General features: G+C 71.9%; 15 protein-coding genes and 1 other annotated feature. Of the genes, 13 read left to right on the top strand and 2 right to left on the bottom strand.

The features are described from left to right. Positions 1–48: 48 nt before the first annotated feature. Positions 49–1283, top strand: a protein-coding gene (locus tag LPC08_RS23495) for an IS3 family transposase (RefSeq protein ID WP_230449651.1) whose coding sequence is annotated in 2 segments (ribosomal slippage) — positions 49–343 and positions 343–1283 — 1236 coding nt in all. Because the reading frame shifts where the segments join, the coding sequence is not laid out codon by codon here. Then, positions 336–452 (top strand) — a sequence feature (AL1L pseudoknot). (Overlaps the previous gene by 117 nt.) 81 nt (positions 1284–1364) lie before the next feature. On the opposite strand, the gene LPC08_RS23490 is transcribed toward LPC08_RS23495, so the two are convergent. Further along, entirely contained in the window at positions 1365–1973 is a 609-nt protein-coding gene (locus LPC08_RS23490; protein ID WP_230450635.1) for a TetR/AcrR family transcriptional regulator, read from the bottom strand. Positions 1974–2293: 320 nt separating this feature from the next. Further along, positions 2294–4033 carry a M28 family peptidase gene (locus tag LPC08_RS23485; protein WP_230450634.1) on the bottom strand — a complete coding sequence of 580 codons (1740 nt, stop codon included), beginning with the start codon at positions 4031–4033 and terminating at the stop codon, positions 2294–2296. Positions 4034–4185: 152 nt separating this feature from the next. Between LPC08_RS23485 and LPC08_RS23480 the strand changes: the two genes are divergently transcribed. The 12 genes from LPC08_RS23480 to LPC08_RS23425 all read left to right on the top strand — a co-directional run bounded on the left by LPC08_RS23480 (position 4186) and on the right by LPC08_RS23425 (position 18649). After that, a complete protein-coding gene (locus LPC08_RS23480) occupies positions 4186–5865 on the top strand; it encodes an ABC transporter substrate-binding protein (protein ID WP_230450633.1) in 1680 nt (559 codons plus the stop codon). Positions 5866–5922: 57 nt separating this feature from the next. Beyond that, positions 5923–6900 carry an ABC transporter permease gene (locus LPC08_RS23475; RefSeq protein ID WP_230450632.1) on the top strand — a complete coding sequence of 326 codons (978 nt, stop codon included), beginning with the start codon at positions 5923–5925 and terminating at the stop codon, positions 6898–6900. Continuing rightward, on the top strand, positions 6887–7804 hold the full coding sequence (locus tag LPC08_RS23470) for an ABC transporter permease (protein ID WP_230450631.1): 918 nt from the start codon (positions 6887–6889) through the stop codon (positions 7802–7804). The genes LPC08_RS23475 and LPC08_RS23470 overlap by 14 nt, the downstream gene beginning before the upstream one ends. Then, positions 7804–8808: an ABC transporter ATP-binding protein gene (locus LPC08_RS23465; protein ID WP_230450630.1), complete on the top strand. Its 1005-nt coding sequence runs from the start codon at positions 7804–7806 to the stop codon at positions 8806–8808. Before LPC08_RS23470 ends, LPC08_RS23465 begins: the two co-directional genes overlap by 1 nt. Continuing rightward, positions 8796–9770 carry an ABC transporter ATP-binding protein gene (locus LPC08_RS23460; protein WP_230450629.1) on the top strand — a complete coding sequence of 325 codons (975 nt, stop codon included), beginning with the start codon at positions 8796–8798 and terminating at the stop codon, positions 9768–9770. Before LPC08_RS23465 ends, LPC08_RS23460 begins: the two co-directional genes overlap by 13 nt. Before the next feature lie 27 nt (positions 9771–9797). Next, positions 9798–11516 (top strand): ABC transporter substrate-binding protein, encoded by a 1719-nt coding sequence (locus LPC08_RS23455; RefSeq protein WP_230450628.1) that lies wholly within the window; start codon positions 9798–9800, stop codon positions 11514–11516. A gap of 31 nt (positions 11517–11547) precedes the next feature. Next, positions 11548–13365: a hydantoinase B/oxoprolinase family protein gene (locus tag LPC08_RS23450; protein WP_230450627.1), complete on the top strand. Its 1818-nt coding sequence runs from the start codon at positions 11548–11550 to the stop codon at positions 13363–13365. Further along, positions 13352–15409, top strand: coding sequence for a hydantoinase/oxoprolinase family protein (locus LPC08_RS23445; protein WP_230450626.1), 2058 nt, complete (start codon positions 13352–13354; stop codon positions 15407–15409). Before LPC08_RS23450 ends, LPC08_RS23445 begins: the two co-directional genes overlap by 14 nt. A 7-nt stretch (positions 15410–15416) precedes the next feature. Continuing rightward, entirely contained in the window at positions 15417–17831 is a 2415-nt protein-coding gene (locus tag LPC08_RS23440) for a phage/plasmid primase, P4 family (RefSeq protein WP_230450625.1), read from the top strand. A gap of 88 nt (positions 17832–17919) precedes the next feature. Then, on the top strand, positions 17920–18177 hold the full coding sequence (locus LPC08_RS23435) for a hypothetical protein (protein WP_230450624.1): 258 nt from the start codon (positions 17920–17922) through the stop codon (positions 18175–18177). After that, positions 18174–18356, top strand: coding sequence for a hypothetical protein (locus LPC08_RS23430; protein WP_230450623.1), 183 nt, complete (start codon positions 18174–18176; stop codon positions 18354–18356). The genes LPC08_RS23435 and LPC08_RS23430 overlap by 4 nt, the downstream gene beginning before the upstream one ends. Beyond that, on the top strand, positions 18353–18649 hold the full coding sequence (locus LPC08_RS23425; protein ID WP_230450622.1) for a hypothetical protein: 297 nt from the start codon (positions 18353–18355) through the stop codon (positions 18647–18649). Before LPC08_RS23430 ends, LPC08_RS23425 begins: the two co-directional genes overlap by 4 nt. The last annotated feature ends 345 nt before the right edge of the window (positions 18650–18994 follow it).

The following is an 18994-nucleotide window of genomic DNA, read 5'->3' as shown; positions in this document are numbered from 1 at the left end:
AACCGCGCCGGGTTTGGCGGAGGCTCCAACCGTTGAGAGGATGGAGCGATGACGGCGAAGAAGACGGCGGCGAGCTACTCGCCTGAGGTTCGGGAGCGGTCGGTGCGGCTGGTGCTGGACGGCGCCGGGGAGCATGGCTCGCAATGGGCGGCGATTGGCTCGATCGCGGCGAAGATCGGCTGCACGGCGGAGACGCTGCGTCGCTGGGTCCGGCAGGCCGAGCGTGACCGCGGCAAGCGTGCCGGGCCCACGAGCGAGGATCGGGATCGCATCAAGGCGCTGGAGCGGGAGAACCGCGAGCTGCGCCAGGCGAACGAGATCCTGCGCAAGGCATCAGCGTATTTTGCCCTGGCGGAGCTCGACCGCCGGTCGAAGCCATGATCGCCTTCATCGACGATCATCGGGGCGTGTACGGGGTCGAGTCGATCTGCCGGGTTCTGCCGATCGCCCCGTCCACCTACCACGCCCATGCCGCGCGCCGCGCCGATCCCACTCTGGGCTCGGCCAGGTCGCAGCGGGACAGCATGCTGCGGGCGGAGGTGCGGCGGGTCCACGCCGAGAACTTCGGCGTCTACGGCGTGCGGAAGGTCTGGCGCCAGCTCGGCCGCGAGGGGACGTCGGTCGCCCGCTGCACGGTGGCGCGGCTGATGCGCCAGATGGGCCTGCGCGGCGTGGTGCGTGGCAAGGAGACCAGGACGACGGTGCCCGACAAGGGCGCGCCATGCCCGGCCGACCGGGTAAACCGGCAGTTCCTGGCGCCGCGGCCGAACCTGCTCTGGGTGTCGGACTTCACCTACGTCGCGACCTGGCAGGGCTTCGTCTACGTCGCCTTCGTCATCGACACCTTCGCGCGGCGGATCGTCGGCTGGCGGGTGTCGCGCACCTCCCATGCTGGCTTCGTCCTGGATGCCCTGGAGCAGGCGCTGCATGACCGGCGGCCTGTCCAGGGCATGGGGCTGATCCATCACAGCGATCGCGGGGTCCAATACGTGTCTATCCGCTACACCGAGCGCCTGGCGGAAGCGGGCATCGAGCCGTCGGTCGGCAGCGTCGGCGACAGCTACGACAACGCGCTGGCCGAGAGCGTCATCGGCCTGTTCAAGACCGAGGTCATTCGGCGCCGCGGCCCGTGGCGCAGCCTGGAGGGCGTCGAGTTCGCCACCCTCGAATGGGTGGACTGGTTCAACAACCGCCGCCTCCTCGAGCCGATCGGAAACATCCCGCCCGCCGAGGCGGAGGCGCGCTACTATGCCGCCCAGGAGGCCATAGCCCTGGCGGCCTGACTCACGCCAAACAGCCTCCGCCAAACCCGGCGCGGTTCACGGCCCACACATGGCGCCGGCAGCCGCAGTTCGAGGGAGGCGTCAATCCGCCCGCATGACGGTAAGGCCGTCGACGATGAGCCCAAGCATCACCCGGACGTGAGCAGGACCGCCCGGCCCCGAGGCCGTGGCAAGGTTGCCGATGCCGCGAAGGAGATCGAAGGCCGTGACGTCGGCTCGCACCACCCCGGCCGAGCGCGCGGTCTCCAGCAGGTTCTCCAGCGCCGGCTCGAAGCGCATCCGGAAATGGATCGGCAGCTCGTCGTAGTCGGGATCGCCCGAGTGGAGCGCGGCGCTGAAACCATGCTTGGTCTCGATGAACTCCGCATAGCGCTGGAGCCAGGCGGCGAGTGCGGCAAGCGGTGCCTTGGTGCTGGCAAACGTGGCTGCATCGTCGGCACATGCGTCGATCTCGCGGCGGAAGACCGCGACGATCAGGTCCGACCGCTTGGGGAAGTGGCGATAGAGCGTGCCCATGCCGACGCCGGCGCTCGCCGCAATGACGCGCACCGGAACATCCACGCCGTTCTTGGCGAATTCAGTCTTCGCGGCCTTCACGATCGCCATCTCGTTGCGGCGCGCGTCCGAGCGCATCGGCGAGGTGACCTTGCCTGCGGGCGGGTGGGCCTTGTCTTTCGCGCGCGACGCCATGCAGCATCTGCTCTCCGAACTCCGCCTGAAACGCAAGCGGTCCATGTTCGGTCAGAAAAGGAACAGCACCCCCGGCCCTCCTGTCTTCAGCCGTTTGCATGCTGAAGCGCAGATGATTCAAGATGAGCTCGTGGGGGCGTGGGTGAGCCAGCGCGATCTGCTTGCCCTAGCTTACGCTGTCGCTTCGCGGTAGCGCCTCACCATCCGGCGGCCCCTTCCCTGCCGCCAGACGATGAATCACACCCCGTCGCGTCACGCCAAATGATGGTCGATCGGCCCCGGCCGCGCCGGGAGGCTGCCGCCTCCCGGACGGGCTGGGTTCAGCCGCCGGCGGCCTGCCGCACGCGCCGGGTGGCGGCGTTCAGGGCGGCGACGAAGCGGTTCTGCCCGCGCATCAGCTCCACCTGCCCCGGCCGGCGGAGGTGCTCCGGCAGGGAGGGCAGCTCCGCCGCCACGGCCAGGGTGGGCAGGGGCGGCACGGTATAGGCGGGGTCGTGGGTGAAGCGCGGCTCGCGCGTGTAGTTGATCGGCACCAGCAGCCGGGAGAGCTCCTGCAGCGCCGCATTGCGGGCGGCCGTGGGCGCGCCCTCCAGCGCGGAGAGGGCCTGGCGCAGCGCCGCGACCGCCTCGCGGGCCGGGGCGAGGTCCGCCATGCCGGAGGAGGCGGCCTCGTACTCGCCGATGGTGCCGTCGAATTCGTCGCAGGTGGCGGTCCAGTCGAAGGGCAGCACCTCCGCATTGGCCACGCGCAGCACGGAGAGCAGGTAGATCCGCATGTCCGTCAGCAGGATGTCGCGGTCCGCGATCTCCAGCGTGTCGTTCTCCGTATGCCACGCGATGTTCGCGCCACAGCCGGAGACGTCGTAGTAGTTCTTCTCCTTGCGCAGCGCCTCCGGCATCGTGCTGGACAGCATCAGGAAGCTCGGCAGCCCGATGTTGTTGAAGGAGTAGTCGCCCGCCTGCGGCGGCCGCATGGTCCTGATCTCCGCCCCGGGCACCACGTCGCGGATGGCGCCCGCGGCCAGGGCGGCGCATTCCGTGAAGGCCCGCGTCTCGTGGTAGGAGGTCGCCCAGCGGCAGCCCGGACTGTCGCAGTTGATCTGCGCCAGGCAGTCGCGGTCCAGCTCCTGCGCGAAGGCATCGGTGAACCAGGTGGAACCGGCATAGCGCCCGGTGGAATGGCCGGGCCACCACGCGATCTTCACGCTGCGCTTCAGCCGGGCGCGATGGGCCCAGAGCACCCGCGCCACCTCCAGCATGCAGGCATCGCCGGTGGCGTTGTCCCCCACGCCGACGTCCCAGCTGTCGTAGTGCCCGTGCAGGAGGACGAACTTCTCCGGCTCCTCGGTGCCGGGGATGGTGGCGACGGGGACGGCCTGCTCGAACCAGCCTTCCTGCATCACCGTGCGGATGGTGGCCTCGCCGCCCCGCTCGGCCAGGGCCATCAGCGCCTGCCCGTCCGGGTTGTTCACCGCCACCACGGGGATCTTCGGCTTGCGCGGCAGGTCGTGCAGGTCGGGGCTGCCCCAGATGGTGGTGCAGGTGCCCCAGTGGATGTCGATGCCGGGATTGACCGCGATCAGCCCGACGCCGCCCCACTCCTCGATCAGGCTGGTCAGCGCGGGGTTGCCGAAGCCCTGCATGACCACGATCTTCCCCCCCACCTTCTCCCGCACCTCCTCGACGGAGGTGATGGAGCCGCCGAACAGCGTGGCGATGTCGCGGTTGTAGGAGCGCAGCGCCTTCGGGTTGGCGACCAGCTTGACCAGCGGCGCGGTGCGCCCCTCCGGCACCGGCAGCGAGGAGGAGGGCGGCTTGGCGCGGTAGGTCACGCCCGCGGCCGTGACGGAGGCATCGTGGGGAATCGAGAGGCAGATCTCCGGCCGGTGCACCTCCACCGGCACGCCGTGCCGGCGCAGCCGCTCGGCGATCATCCCGCCCGCCGCGTTGACGTCCTCCGGCTTCCAGCGCGGCGTCTGCGCGAAGGTCGTCACCAGCTCCCAGGGCGCATCGAGGGAGATGGCATCGAGGAAGGAACGCTCGGCATCGCTGATCGGCATCGGACGGGCTCCCGTTGGCGGCGCGGATGCCAGCACCGACGGCCCGGCCGTGCAAGCGGCTGCATACCAAAAGAATGCAATGGATGCGGATTCCGCCTTGCCTGAGGCACAGGATGTGCTTGCATGCGCGCCAATCGCCGGAGACGTTTCCCATGCGCCGCCGTCAGTTGCTCCTCGCCGCCACATCCCTCACGGCCCTGCCGCACCTGCCCGCGGCGGCACAGGGAGCGCCCGGCGACCCGATCCGCCCGATCGTGCTGATCACCCGCCCCCAGGCCGCGGCGCCGGCCGCCTGGCAGGCGGCGGAGCTGATCGCGCAGGAATGGCGCAAGCTCGGGCTGGTGGTGGACCTCCGCCCGCTGCCGAACCAGCAGCAGAGCCAAGTGGTCTGGTACGAGCGGCAGCGCTGGGACACCACGATGTGGCAGATGGTCGGCCGGCCGGAGCGCGGCGACCCGGACGAGATGGTCTACAACCTGCTGCACTCGGCCAACATCGCCACGGGCTACAACTTCGTCGGCTACAACAACCCCGATTACGACCGGCTGGCCGAGGCGCAGCGCGTCGAGCTGGACCAGAAGCGCCGCCGGGACCTGGTGATGCAGGTGCAGGAGCTGGTGAACAAGGACCAGCCCTACGGCTTCCTGGTGCATCCGGTGAACCTGCACGCCTTCAACAAGCAGGTCTTCGCCGAGGACAGCGTGGTGATGCAGGCGGGGCTGGGGCTGCGCAACTTCTGGAACTGGATCAGCCTGCGCCCCACCGGGCGGCAGCGCGACATCGTGGTGAACAGTACCGAGCCGGTGAAGGCGACCAACCCCTTCTATGTCAGCGGCGCGCCGGATTCCTGGGTGACCGACCTGGTCTGGGACCGGCTGATGCGCGTCGGCCCGGACGGGCTGCCGCAGCCCTGGGCCGCGGAGAGGGTGACGCAGGTCGATCCCACCACCGTCGACTGCACGCTGCGCGAGGGCATGGCCTTCCACGACGGCAGCCCAGTGACGGCGGAGGACGTGGTCTTCTCCTTCGAGGTGCCGGGGATGGGCGACGAATCGCCCATGTACAAGCCCTTCGTGGCCAACATCGCCTCGGTGACGGCGACCGGCCCGCGCACGGTGCGCTTCGCGCTGAAACGCCCCGACGCGGCCTTCCAGATCGCCGTGCTGGCGAAGCTGAACATCGTGCCCAGGAAGCTGTGGGAGCCGGTGGTCAAGGACTACCTGAACCGGCCGCAGAACCTCGAATCCTACGTCGAGGAGAAGCCGGTCGGCTCCGGCCCCTACCGTTTCGTCCGCTCGCGCGTGAACGAGGAGGTGGTGCTGGAGGCGAACCCGAACCACTGGGCGAAGCCCAAGGCCGACCGCTGGATCATGCGCATCATCACCAACACGGAGGCGACGCTGGGCGCCTTCCGCCGCGGCGAGGTCAACGTCATCGCCGACTACTACGGCGACCCGGAGCTGCTGAAGGGCATCGCGGCGCAGATGCCGGCGATGGTGGCGATCCGCGAGGGGGTGGACATTGGCTTCCAGTTCGTCGCCTTCAACCTGCGCCGCCCGCCCTTCTCCGACCCCGCCTTCCGCCGCGCGCTCTCGGCCGCGATCAACCGCGAGATGATGGCGGGCGCAGCCTGGAACGGGCAGGCGGTCCCGGCGAACTCGCTGGTCTCGCCGGCGCTGGAGTTCTGGCACGACAAGGGCATCGAGACGCGCGTCCCCGGCGGCAATTTCGACGGGGCGAAGAAGCTGCTGCAGGAGGCGGGGTACCGGCTGGTCGGGAACCGGCTGCACTACCCCCCCGGCGTGAAGGAAAGCACGGCGCCGTTCCAATGAGGGCGGGGCCGATGAGGGCGCACCGGTGAGGGGCCTGCCGGCGGGGGCGGGCCGCCCGTGAGGCTGCTCCTCGGCCGCCTGGGTCATGCGCTCTTCGTGCTGTGGGCGGTGGCGACGCTGACCTTCCTGGTCTTCCGGCTGATGCCGGGCGACCCGACGCTCAACTTCCTCTCGGAATCCTTCAGCGAGGAGATGCGCGCCGCGCTGCTCGCCTCCTTCGGCCTCGACCGGCCGCTGCACGAGCAGTACGGGCTCTACCTGCTCAGCCTCGTGCAGGGCGACTTCGGCATCTCCTTCCTACAGAAGCGCCCGGTGGCCGACATCCTGATGGAGGCGCTGCCGAACACCGTGGCGCTGACCGTCACGGCGCTGCTGGTCGCCTATGCCTTCGGGATCGTGGCGGGCGCCTTCCTCGCCTTCGCGCGGGGAACGCTGATCGAGGGCGTCGCCATCCCCGCCGCGCTGGCCACGCGCGCCGCGCCGGAATTCTGGCTGGGCATGATCCTGCTCTCCTGGCTCTCCTTCGCCTGGGGCATCTTCCCCTCCGGCGGCGCCGGCGTGGCGGGGGCGGAGCACGCCTCGGAATGGGCGCGGATGACCTCGCTCGACTTCCTGCGCCACCTCGCCCTGCCGGCCATCACGCTCGCCCTGTACCTGCAAGGGCTGCCGCTGCTGCTGATGCGCGCGACCATGCTGGAGGTGCTGAACGACGAGTTCATCGTCATGGCCCGGATGAAGGGCCTCTCGCGCTGGGCCATCGTCATGCGCCACGCCGCGCGCAACGCGCTGCTGCCCGTCGCGACCGCCTTCGCGCTCGGCCTGGGCCAGTCCTTCGGCGGCAACGTGGTGATCGAGCAGGTCTTCTCCTGGCCCGGGCTGGGCCGCGTCCTGGTGGGCGCGGTGCAGGGGGCCGACTATCCTCTGGCGCAGGGGGCCTTCATCCTGATCGCCTTCGTCCTCGTCCTCATGAACACGGTGGCCGACCTGCTCTATGCCTGGCTCGACCCGAGGGTTTCGGTCGGTGCCAAGCGATAGGGCCCTGCCCGCCACGCGCGGGATCGGCTGGGGGCCCGGCCTGGGCCGGGCGCTCGGCGCGACGCTGGGCTTCCTGCGGGCCCAGCCCTTCGCCCTGGTCGGGCTGGCGATCTACGCCACCTTCATCCTGGTCGCGGTCTTCGCCGACCTCATCGCCACCCACGACCCGCGGCAGATCATGTTCAGCGGCGCCTACCGCGTCGCGCGCTACCTGCCGCCCTCGGCCACGCACTGGCTGGGCACCACGGCGGGCGGGCGCGACATCTTCTCCCAGCTCGTGCACGGCACCCGCTCGGCGCTCACCGTCGGCATCACCGCGGCCATCTGCGTCGTGGCGCTGGGCTCGCTGCTCGGCCTGCTCTCCGGCTACCTCGGCGGCTGGGTGGACCGGCTGGTGATGCGGCTGGCCGACGTGGTGCTGGGCCTGCCCTTCCTGCCCTTCGTGCTGGTGATCTCCGCCCTCACCCATGCCGGGACGGATACGCTGGTGGCCTCGGTCGCGCTGCTGCTCTGGCCCAACACGGCGCGCGTCATCCGCTCCCAGGTGCTGTCCCTGCGCGAGCGCGGCTGGGTGGAAGCGGCGCGCGTCACCGGCTGCTCCCGCGCGCGCATCATCTTCGTGCACATCGCGCCGCAGGTCGCGCCGCTGGCCGCGCTCTACGGCTCCATCGCGGTGGGCTGGGCGATCCTGACCGAGGCCTCCGCCTCCTTCCTCGGCTTCGGCGACCCGGCGGCGATCTCCTGGGGGCTGATGCTGCAGGACGCCTTCGCCAACCAGGCGCTGTCGCGCGGCGCCTGGAACTGGTTCGTCCCGCCCGGGCTCTGCGTCGTGCTGCTGGTTCTGGCGGGCTTCCTGATCTCGCGCGGCTCCGAGAAGCTGCTCTTCCCGAAGCTGGGGGATTGATGGCGCCGCTGCTCTCCGTCCGCGGCCTTGCCGTCCACTACGCCACGCCGGCCGGTCCGGTGCGGGCGGTGGACGGGGCCAGCTTCGACGTGCCCGCCGGCGCCATCGTCGGGCTGGTGGGGGAAAGCGGCTGCGGCAAGTCCACCCTGGGCCGCGCGCTGATGGGCGTGCTGCCGCGCGCGGCGCGGATCGCCGCCGGGCAGGCCGTGTTCGAGGGGCGCGACCTCGTCGCCCTCTCGCCCGGCGAGCGGCGCGCGCTGCTCTGGCGCCGCCTCGCCTTCGTGCCGCAGACGGCGATGAACGCGCTCGACCCGGTGCAGCGCGTCGGCGCCCAGGTCATGGAGGTGCTGACCGAGCGCGGCGGGATGTCGCGCGCGGCGGCGCAGGCGCGGGCGGCGGAGCTCTTCGCCCTGGTCGGGCTGGATGCGCGGCGCCTGCGGGACTGGCCGCACCAGTTCTCCGGCGGCATGCGGCAACGCGCCTCGATCGCCGTGGCCCTGGCGCTGAATCCGGCCCTGCTGATCGCGGACGAGCCGGTGACGGCGCTGGACGTGATCGTGCAGCGGCAGGTGCTGGACGTGCTGAAGGACCTCCAGGCCCGGCTCGGCCTGGGGATGATCCTGGTCACGCACGACGTGGCGGTGGTCGCCTATGCCTGCGACCGGGTGGTGGTGATGTATGCCGGGCGCGTGGTGGAGAGCGGGCCGGTGCGCGCCGTGCTGGAGGCGCCGCTGCACCCCTACACCATGGGGCTGATGAACGCCTTCCCCGACCTGGAGCGCGCGGGCGGCGAGCTGGTGCCGATCGAGGGCGCGCCACCCTCCCTGCTCGACCCGCCCGGCGGCTGCCGCTTCGCGCCACGTTGCCCCTTCGCCGTCGCGCGCTGCGCCGAGGACCCGCCGCTGGTCGAGGAGGCGCCGGACCACCATGCCGCCTGCTGGCGCGCCACCGAGGCGGCCGCGTTGCGCCCGCTCGCCGCGGAGGCCGCGACATGGGCCCGCTGATCGCCGCCAATGACCTGGTGAAGGCCTTCCCGGCGCCGCGGCGCATGGCGGACGTGCTGGCCGGGCGGCGGCCTGTGGTGCGGGCGGTGAACGGCGTGTCGCTGGCGGTCGGCGCCGGCCGGGCGCTGGGCATCGTGGGGGAGAGCGGCTGCGGCAAGACCACCACGGCGCGGCTGCTGCTGCGGCTGGAGGAGCCGACCTCGGGCGCGGTGCTGTTCGAGGGGCGGGACGTCACGCCCCTGCAGGGCAAGGCGCTGCTGCCCTTCCGGGCCAAGGTGCAGCTGGTCTTCCAGAACCCCTTCGACGCGCTGAACCCGCGCTTCACCATCCGCCGCTCCCTGACCGAGCCGCTGAACAATTTCGGCCTGCCCGCCGCGCAGCACCCGGCCCGCATCCAGGAGGCGATGGCGCGGGTGCGGCTGAACCCGCCCGCCGCCTATCTCGACCGCTATCCGCACGAGCTGTCGGGCGGGCAGCTCCAGCGCGTGGTGCTGGCGCGCGCCCTGGTGACGCATCCGAAGGCGATCGTGGCGGACGAGCCGGTTTCCATGCTCGACGTCTCCGTCCGCGCAGGCGTGCTGAACGTGCTGCGCGCGGCGCGGGACGAGCTGGGGCTGGCCGCGCTCTACATCAGCCACGACCTCGCCCTGATCCGCTACGTCTGCGAGGAAGTGGCGGTGATGTATCTCGGGCGCGTGGTCGAGTCCGGCCCCACCGCCGAGGTCATCGCCGCCCCCGCCCACCCCTATACCCGCGCCCTGGTCGCCGCCGTGCCCGTGCCGCGCGTGGAGCAGGACCGCGGCGCCCTGCCGCTTCGCGGGGGGCTGCCGGACCAGGTGAACCAGCCCTCCGGCTGCACCTTCCGCGACCGCTGCCCGCTGGCCTTCGCCCGCTGCGCGGAGGAGGAGCCGGTGCTGCGCGGGGTCGCGGCGGGACGCCACGCCGCCTGCCACCTCGCCTGACCGCCCGAAGCACAAGGAGCTACGCCGATGCGCCGCCGAGCCCTGCTTCTCAGCACCGCCACCATCGGTTCGGCCGGCCTGGGCATAGCCGGGCTGGACATGACTGGTCTGGGCATGGCCGCCCCCGCCCTGGCACAGGGCGCTGCGGGCGACCCGATCCGGCCCATCATCCTGCTCACCCGCCCCCAGGCTGCCGCTCCCGCCGCTTGGCAGGCCGCCGAGCTGCTGGCGCAGGAATGGCGCAAGCTCGGCCTGACCATCGAGCTGCGGCCGATGCCGATCCAGCAGCTGACCCAGACCGTCTGGTACGAGCGGCAGCGCTGGGACGCCACCATGTGGGCGATGACCGGCCGCCCCGAACGCAGCGACCCGGATGAGCTGGTCTACAACCTCTTCCACTCCGCCAACATCGCCAGCGGCTACAACTTCGTCGGCTACAGCAGCCCCGATTATGACCGGCTGGCCGAGGCGCAGCGCACGGAGCTGGACCTGCCGAAGCGACAGGCGCTGATGCGGGAGCTGCAGGAGCGGATCAACCAGGACCAGCCCTATGCCTTCCTCGTGCACCCGGTGAACCTGCAGGCCTTCAACAAGCGGATCTTCGCCGAGGGCAGCGTGGTGATGCAGGCGGGGCTGGGGCTGCGCAACTTCTGGAACTGGATCGGCCTCGCCCCCTCCGGCAACCTTCGCGACATCGTGCTGAACAGCACCGAGCCGGTGCGCGTCATCCATCCCTTCAACATCGGCGGCATCCCCGATTCCTGGGCGAACGAGCTGGTCTGGGACCGGGTGATGCGCGTCGGCCCGGACGGGCTGCCGAAGCCCTGGGCGGCGGAGACGGTGACGCTGGTCGATCCCACCACCATCGACTGCGTGATCCGCGAGGGCATGACCTTCCACGACGGCTCCCCGGTGACCGTGGAGGACATCGTCTTCTCCTTCCGGCTGCCCGGCACCGGCGACGAGGCGCCGATGTACAAGCCCTTCGTGGCCAACATCGCCTCGGTCGAGGCGACGGGTCCGCGCACGGTGCGCTTCACCCTGCGGAAGCCCGATGCCGCCTTCCAGATCGCCACGCTGTCGAAGCTGAACATCGTGCCGAAGGCGTTGTGGGAGCCGGTGCTGCGGGACTACATGGGCCGCCCGGAGAACCTGGAATCCTATCTCGACGAGAAGGCGGTCGGCTCCGGCCCCTACCGCTTCGTCCGCCACCGCACCAACGAGGAGGTGGTGCTGGAGGCCAACCCGAACCACTGGTCCCGGCCGAAGGCGGATCGCCTCATCATCCGCATCATCACGAACATCGAATCCACCCTCGGGGCACTCCGCCGCGGGGAGGTCAACGTGCTCGCCGACTATCCCGGCGACCCGGAGCCGCTGCGGGACCTGGTGGCGTCGCAATCCGCCACCCTCGCGCTGCGCGAGGGCGTGGACATCGGCTTCCAGTACGCCGCCTTCAACCTGCGCCGCCCGCCCTTCTCCGACCCTGCCTTCCGCCGCGCGCTCTCGACGGTGGCGAACCGGGAGATGATGGCCGGCGCCGCCTGGGGCGGGCAGGCGGTGCCGTCGAACTCGCTGGTCTCGCCGGCGCTGGAGTTCTGGCACGACCCGGGCATCGAGGCCCGCGCCCCGGGGGGCGGCCTCGAGGCCGCGCGGCGCCTCCTGCAGGAGGCCGGCTACCGCGTCGTCGGCGGCAGGCTCTGCTACCCCGCCGGCACGCGGGAAACCGCGCGGCCCTTCCAGTGAGCCCCGCCCCCTTGCCCGACCGGAGAGCCGCATGAACGACGCCCCGCCCGCCCAGCTCTCCCCGTCCCGGCTCCCCCCGCCCCGGCTCTGCGATCCCGTCACGCTGGAGATCGTGCGCGGCGCCATGCGCGCCGCCCAGGTGGAGATGGAGGCGCTGATCGAGCGCACCGCCATGTCCGCCTTCATCCGCGAGAAGAAGGACTTCTTCAACGCGCTGTTCGACGCGGACGGGGTGATGGCGGTCGGCTCCAACGTGCCGATCTTCGGCGACATCACCGGGCCGGTCTTCCGCCACTTCCCCAAGGAGGCGATGCGGGAGGGCGACCTCTACTGGTACAGCGACTGCTACGGCTCGCGCGGCGCGGTCAGCCATTCCAACGACCAGGTCTTCCTCGCACCCGTCTTCCACGAGGGGCGGCGCATCGCCTTCGTCATGGGCTGGGCCCATTTCGCCGACATCGGCGGCCTGCGCCCCGGCTCCATCTCGCCCGACGCCACCGAGATCTTCCACGAGGGCATCATCGTCCCGCCGACGAAGCTGATCGATGCGGGCACGCTGAACGAGGCGGCGCTGAACATCTTCTACCGCAACTGCCGCTATCCCGCCGTGGCGCGCGGCGACGCGCGGGCGCTGATGGCCAGCGTGGATCTGGGCGCGACGCGCATGCGCGAGATCGCCGCCCGCTTCGGCCCCGACATCCTGGCGGATGCGCTGGCGCAGTTGCTGGCCCGCACGCGCGCCATCGTGCGCGCCCGGCTGCGCGACACCTTCCCCGTCGGCACGCACCGCTTCACCGACCGCATCGATGGCGACGGCCATGGCAACGGCCCGCTGCGGCTGCGCCTGGCCCTGACGCGGGAGCCGGCGCCGGACGGCGACGACCGCTTCATCCTCGACGCCACGGAGACGGACGACCAGTCGCCCGGCCCGGTGAACTTCCTGATGAACCCGGACGTGCCGGGCATGGCGTTGGGCATGTACTTCCTCGGCGGCGACCCGAACCAGGTGGTCAATGCCGGCGGCCCGCAATCCCTGGACGAGGTGATCCTGCGCGAGGGCTCGCTGCTGCAGCCGCGCTGGCCGGCGGCGCTGGGCATGCGCGGCCTGACCATGATGCGGACGCTCGCGGCGCTGAACGGGCTGGTCGCGGTGGCCGGCGGCGAGGCGCCGGCGGCGCATGCGGCCTATGTCATCATGCTGCTGCGCGGCATGCACCAGGGAAAGCCCTTCCTGATGAGCGACGGGCTGGGCGTGGGCTATGGCGCGCGCGGCTTCGCCGACGGGATCGACGGCGTCTACTTCGTCGCGCAGGAGAACTACCCGGTCGAGTTCCTGGAGCTGGAATACCCCGTGCGCCTGCGCCACTACGCGCTGCACCGCGACAGCGGCGGGCCGGGGCGCTGGCGCGGCGGCTGCGGCATCCTGCGCGAGTACGAGGTGCTTGCCGACGAGGCCGTGCTGGCGGTGCGCGTGGACGGGGTGGAGAACCCGCCCTGGGGCGCGGCCGGCGGCCAGTCCGGGCGACCCGGGCGCGTGGTGGTGAATCCGGGGACGGGGCGGGAGCGGGTGCTGCGCCCGCTCTCCGACGGCAACCGGCTGGTGCGCGGCGACATCCTGCGCATCGAGACGGGGGGCGGCGGCGGGCGCGGCCACCCCTTCGACCGGCCGGCGGACGCCGTCCTGGCCGATGTGCTGGGCGGGCTGGTGAGCCCGGAGGGCGCGGCGCGCGACTACGGCGTGGTGGTCGCGAGCGGCGCGGTGGACGCGGCCGCCACCGCGGCGCGGCGCGCCGACCGGCCCGAGGCGCGGGCCTTCCACCGCGGGAGCTATGCTGATGCCCTCGACTGACGCGGACCTTTCCGTGGCCCCCCTTTCGGTCGCGGTCGACATCGGCGGCACCTTCACCGACATCACTTTGCAGGACGACGCCACCGGCCGCGCCTGGACGGCCAAGACCCCCTCCACGCCGCAGGACCCCTCGGAAGCCTTCCTGACCGGCGTACGCCTGGCCCTGGAGGCGGCGGGCGAGGCGGAGGCGCGGGTGGGGCGGGTGCTGCACGGCACCACCGTGGCGACCAACCTGATCCTGGAGGGCAAGGGCGCCACGACGGCCCTCGTCACCACCGCGGGCTTCCGCCACGTGCTGGAGATCGGGCGGCAGGACATCCCGCGCCGTGCCAACCTGCATGCCTGGGTGAAGCCCGCGCGCCCCGTCCCGCCCTCCCGCGTCTTCGAGGTGGTGGAGCGCGTCGCGGCCGACGGCACGGTGCTGACCCCGCTGGATGAGGCCAGCGTCGCCGACGCGGCCGCAGCCTGCCGTGCCGCGGGGGTCTCCGCCGTCGCCGTCTGCCTGCTGCACGCCTTCGCCGCCCCGGCGCACGAGGCCCGCGTGGCGGCGATGCTGCGCGAGGCCCTGCCCGGGATCGCGGTCACCGCCTCCTCCGACGTGCTGCCGGTGGTGCGGGAATACGAGCGCTCGCTCGCCACGATCCTGAATGCCCAGGTGATGCCGGCGGTCTCCACCTATGTCCGCCGGCTGGAGGAGCGGCTGGCGGAGGCGCGCATCGCGGCGCCGCTGCTGCTGATGAAGTCGAATGGCGGCGTGGCCGGCGCCACCTCCATCCGCCGCGCCCCGGCCGTCACCGCGCTGTCCGGCCCGGCGGCCGGGGTGGTGGGCGCGCGGGCGGTGGCGCAGGCGGCCGGGGTGCCCGACATCCTCACCGTCGATATCGGCGGCACCAGCGCCGACATCTGCCTGCTGCGCGGCGGGGCCATCGGCCTCACCCAGCATGGCAAGGTGGGGGAATGGCCCCTGCCCCTGCCCATGGTGGACATGGTGACGATCGGCGCCGGCGGCGGCTCGCTGGCGCGCGTCACCCGCGACGGCGCGCTCGCCGTGGGGCCGGAAAGCGCCGGCGCCCGGCCTGGCCCCGCCTGCTACGGGCTGGGCGGGACGCAGGCGACGGTGACGGACGCGCATGTCGTGCTCGGCCACCTGCCGCCGCGGCTGCTGGGCGGGCGCATGGTGCTGGACGTGGGGGCGGCCGAGGCGGCGGTGCGCCGCGAGGTGGCGGAGCCGCTGGGGCTGGACCTGCACGCCGCCGCGCGCGGCATCCTGGCCATCGCGGATTCCAACATGGTCGGCGCGCTGCGCGTCGTGTCCGTGGAGCGTGGCCACGATCCGCGCGACTTCGCCCTGGCCCCCTTCGGCGGGGCCGGGCCGCTGCATGGCTGCGCGCTGGCGCGGATGCTGGGGATCGGCACGGTGCTGGTGCCGCCCTCGCCGGGCGTGCTCTGCGCCCAGGGGCTGCTGGCCGCGGACCTGCGCGCGGAGTTCAGCCGCTCCCTCCTGCCCGGGGAGGCGGCCGACCCCGCGATCGAAGCCGCCTTCGCCGCGCTGGAGGCCGAGGCGGAGGACTGGCTGGCGGAGGAGCAGGTCGCCCCCGCCTCCCGGCGGCGGGAGCGGGTGGTGCTGATGCGCTATGCCGGCCAGGGCAGCGAGCTGGCCGTGCCCTGGCGCGGCGGCGTGGCCCGGGCGGCCGCGGATTTCGCCGGCGCGCACCGGGCGCTGTACGGCTTCGACCTGCCGGAGGGAACGCCCGAGATCGTCACCCTGCGCGTGGAGGCGGCGGGGCTGCTGCCGCCCGCCGTGGCCGCGACCCTGCCGCCCGGCGACGGCGCCGTGCCGGTGGGCACGCAGCGCGTGCACTTCGCCGGGGGCAGCCGGGACGCGGCGCTCTACGACCGCGCCGCGCTGGGGGCCGGGGACCGGTTCGAGGGGCCGGCCATCGTCACGCAGCTCGACGCGACGACGCTGGTTCCGCCCGGCTGGTCCGGCGAGGTGCACGAATCCGGCGCGATCCTGCTGCGGGCCGCGATGCCCGCGGGATGACGGCAGTGTGCGGCAGGAAGCAGCCGCCCGGCATCGCGACGGGGTGAACGGAAGGCGGCGCTGTCAGGATGGGGAGAATGCCCAGGGGCGGCGTCCGGAAGTCTCGCTGAATCAGTCGCCTGCTAACGACTGGGACACTTCCGAGGCCCGCCATTTTACTGGCGATCCGAGGCATGGTGTCCCACCAAACGAGGCTGACGACAAGCCTTTTCCCGTCACCCTCGCCACCCTTGCCACCCACCCGCGCTGGGTTGCTTGGCAGACGGAGGGCCGCGGGCCGCAGGGCAAGCCGACGAAGGTCCCCTACGCCCCGGACGGCCGGAAGGCGAAGGCGGACGCGCCGGCCACCTGGGGCCGCCGGCCGGAAGCCGAGGCACGCGCGGCGCAGCTCCCCCGGCCCTTCGGCTCGGGCGGGATCGGGCTGGAGCTGGGCGAGCAGGACGGCTTGTGCATCGGTGGGATCGACCTCGACACCTGCCGGGCCGAGACGGGCGACCTGGCGCCCTGGGCGCTGCCCGTGCTGACGCGCTTCCCGACCTATGCCGAGGTGTCGCCCTCCGGCTCCGGGGTGAAGCTGTTCTTCCTCTACGACGCGGCGGACGCACCCGCCCTGCGGCAGGCCATGGGCACGGCGACGGGCCGGAAGTGGGCCAGGAAGGGCGGCGACCACCCGCCGGGCATCGAGTTCTACATCTCCGGCCGGTTCTTCGCCGTGACGGGCGAGCGGCACGCGGACGCGCCGGAGGAGCTGCGCCCGGCGGCGCTGGCGGACCTGCTGTGGCTGGTCCAGGAGGCCGGCCCCGGCATGGCCGCGGGCGCCTCCGGAGAGAGCCAGGAGCGGCCCCGCAGCCGATCCGGGGCGCAGGGTACCAAGGGGGGCGGCAAGGACGGCAGCCGCAGCGCCAAGGCGTTCCGCATGGCCGCCGAGGTGAAGCGGGCGGGAGGCGACTATGCCGCCTTCCTGGACCGGCTGGAGGAGGACCCGGACACCGCCGCGTGGAAGGCCGACAAGGGCCTGCCGGACGGCGCGCGGGAGGCACGCCGCACCTGGGATCGGGCGTCGCAGGCGGCCAACGACGACGTGCTGCTGACGGAACACGGCGTGGCCCTGGCCTTCACCCGCCAGTTCCGCGACCGGCTGCGCTACTGCCACAGCACGGGCGCCTGGTTCGAGTGGGCCGGCACCCACTGGCGCCAGGACCGCAAGCACGCGGCGTTCAGCTTCGCCCGCACGCTGGTGGCGCAGGCCAACCGGGAGGCCGAGTTCAAGACCCAGGCCATCACCGGCAAGGCCGCCTTCGCCGCCGGGGTGGAGAAGTTCGCCCAACGTGACCCCGCGCATGCCGCGGTGGCGGAGGACTGGGACGCCGACCCCATGCTGCTGGCGACGCCGGGCGGCACGGTGGACCTGCGCACAGGCCGGATGCGGCTGGCCCGGCCGGAAGACATGATGACCCGGGTGGCGGCCGTGGCGCCCTCGCGCGAGGTGCCGCCGGACCGCTGGCTGCGGTTCCTGGATGAGACGACCGGCAGGGATGATGCGCTGATCGGCTTCCTCCAGCGGTGGTGCGGCTACTGCCTCACCGGCCTGACCCGCGAGCAAGCCCTGCTGTTCGGGCACGGGGCCGGCGGCAACGGCAAGAGCGTCTTCCTGAACACCGTGGCGAAGATCATGGGCGACTATGCCGCGGTGGCGGCCATGGACACCTTCACGGCGAGCCATGGCGAGAAGCACCCCACCGACCTCGCCGCGCTGCGCGGAGCCCGCATGGTCGTGTCCTCCGAGACGGAGGAGGGGCGCACCTGGGCGGAGCAGCGGATCAAGCAGATGACCGGCGGCGATCCCGTCACGGCGCGGTTCATGCGGCAGGACTTCTTCACCTACACCCCGCAGTTCAAGCTCACGATCATCGGCAACCACAAGCCCGTGCTGAAGAACCTGGACGAGGCGATGCGGCGCCGGATGAACCTGGTGCCCTTCACCCGCAAGCCGGCGGTCAAGGATGCAGAGCTGGAGGAGAAGCTGAAGGCGGAGTGGCCGGGCATCCTGGCATGGATGCTGGACGGCTGCCTGCTGTGGCAGCGCGACGGGCTGATGCGTCCGCCAGTGGTGATCGAGGCGACGGCGGAATACTTCGCGGAGCAGGACTACTTCGCCCGCTGGTTGGCCGAGTGCTGCATCCTGGACGCCACCCTCAGCACCAAGCCCGCCGCCCTGCTGGGCAGCTTCCACCAGTGGTGCCAGGCGAACGGGGAGCCCGAGCCGGACAACCGCCGCCTGCGCGGCATGATCGAGCGAACCCAGGGGCTCCGGTACGCCACGAACAAGGGCATCCAGTGGGTTCGCGGCATCGGGCTCCAGCCGACCGCCCGCCCTGGGTGGGGTGGAGGGGTGGAGGGTGGTGGAGGGTTATCCGCATGATCCATGAGGCGTGCGTGCACGCACCTAGTGCGGTTAACCGGAAGACCCCCCACCACCCTCCACCCCCTCCACCCGCGAGGATGTCGCCATGACCTACGACAGCCCGTTCCTTTGCTCCGCCAACCCTGACATCCGGCAGCGAGAGGAAGCGCTGAAGGCTCTGTGGCCGGAGGTGGTGGCCGCCTGTCGCGGCGGCGTCCCTGGGCGATCCTGGATCGAGGTTCGGGATCGGCTGATCGAGCGGCTTCGCGACCATGGCTTCAAGACGAAGGCGGGTGGGATGCGCGGCGCCTATCAGGCCGTGGACCAGCTCATGAAACGGGCGATCAAGGAGCGGGGGCCGTGAGGCTGGAGCGCGGGGATCGCCTTGCCGTTCAGCTCCCATCCTCCACCCTTGAAGCCCTGGCCGAGCGGGTATCCCGCCTGTCCCCGAGCCACCGCGACCCGCACCGGTTCCACGAGGACAAGAGCGAGGTGGTGGCCGAGCTGCGGCGCCTGGCGCGCCTGCTGGGGAGGGTGGCATGACCGACGCCGAGACGGTTCCCGTGCGGTACGAGGTGAAGGGCCTGGAGGCGGTGCGGGGCGCCGGGCGCCTGGCGGGGCTGGCCGTGGTGGATGTGGAGATCGCGGGCGGGCTGCTGACCCTCCAGGGTGTGCAGGTGGTGCGGGAGACGGATGGGAGCCTGACGTGCAAGGCGCCCGTCTTCCGGCACCCCAGGGACGGCCGGTGGCTGCCTGCGGTGGTGCTGCCGCCCGAGCTGCGCGACGCCATCGGGCAGGAGGTGGTGGAGTTGGCCGAGAAAATCGCTCGGAGCTGATGGGAGGGATGAACCGCAGTGGGGTCACGCGGAGAATTTTTCCCCGCTGGTGATTGATTGTTTTTCATACGGACTGCGGACCCGGCGGCGAATCCCAGCAAATGCTGGGGATTTTTGCGGTCGTCGGGGGTTCGCAGGGTCCGCACCCTGCGAACCTAGTGCGGACTGCGGACCTAGTGCGAACCAGGGTGCGAACCTGGTGCGGACTGCGGACCCCAACCCTCCAACTGTGGACGCGAAAAATCGCCTTGGGGCGCGGTCTAGCCGGCGCCAGTGGGGAGCGATTGCCAGTCGTCTCGCCACATGAAGCGATCTGACCGTTTCCCGTACCGAATCACGCGAGGG

Source organism: Roseomonas sp. OT10 (assembly GCF_020991085.1).
GTDB classification, from domain to species: Bacteria; Pseudomonadota; Alphaproteobacteria; order Acetobacterales; family Acetobacteraceae; genus Roseomonas; species Roseomonas cutis.
This window is presented reverse-complemented; position numbering and strand designations above follow the sequence as displayed.

Excerpts from the sequence above, each read along its gene's own strand:
- LPC08_RS23490 (WP_230450635.1), bottom strand. The coding sequence starts at position 1,973 with ATGGCGTCGCGCGCGAAAGACAAGGCCCACCCGCCCGCAGGCAAGGTC.
- LPC08_RS23465 (WP_230450630.1), top strand. The coding sequence starts at position 7,804 with ATGGCGCCGCTGCTCTCCGTCCGCGGCCTTGCCGTCCACTACGCCACG.
- LPC08_RS23450 (WP_230450627.1), top strand. The coding sequence starts at position 11,548 with ATGAACGACGCCCCGCCCGCCCAGCTCTCCCCGTCCCGGCTCCCCCCG.
- LPC08_RS23460 (WP_230450629.1), top strand. The coding sequence starts at position 8,796 with ATGGGCCCGCTGATCGCCGCCAATGACCTGGTGAAGGCCTTCCCGGCG.
- LPC08_RS23435 (WP_230450624.1), top strand. The coding sequence starts at position 17,920 with ATGACCTACGACAGCCCGTTCCTTTGCTCCGCCAACCCTGACATCCGG.
- LPC08_RS23425 (WP_230450622.1), top strand. The coding sequence starts at position 18,353 with ATGACCGACGCCGAGACGGTTCCCGTGCGGTACGAGGTGAAGGGCCTG.
- LPC08_RS23480 (WP_230450633.1), top strand. The coding sequence starts at position 4,186 with ATGCGCCGCCGTCAGTTGCTCCTCGCCGCCACATCCCTCACGGCCCTG.
- LPC08_RS23485 (WP_230450634.1), bottom strand. The coding sequence starts at position 4,033 with ATGCCGATCAGCGATGCCGAGCGTTCCTTCCTCGATGCCATCTCCCTC.
- LPC08_RS23455 (WP_230450628.1), top strand. The coding sequence starts at position 9,798 with ATGCGCCGCCGAGCCCTGCTTCTCAGCACCGCCACCATCGGTTCGGCC.
- LPC08_RS23445 (WP_230450626.1), top strand. The coding sequence starts at position 13,352 with ATGCCCTCGACTGACGCGGACCTTTCCGTGGCCCCCCTTTCGGTCGCG.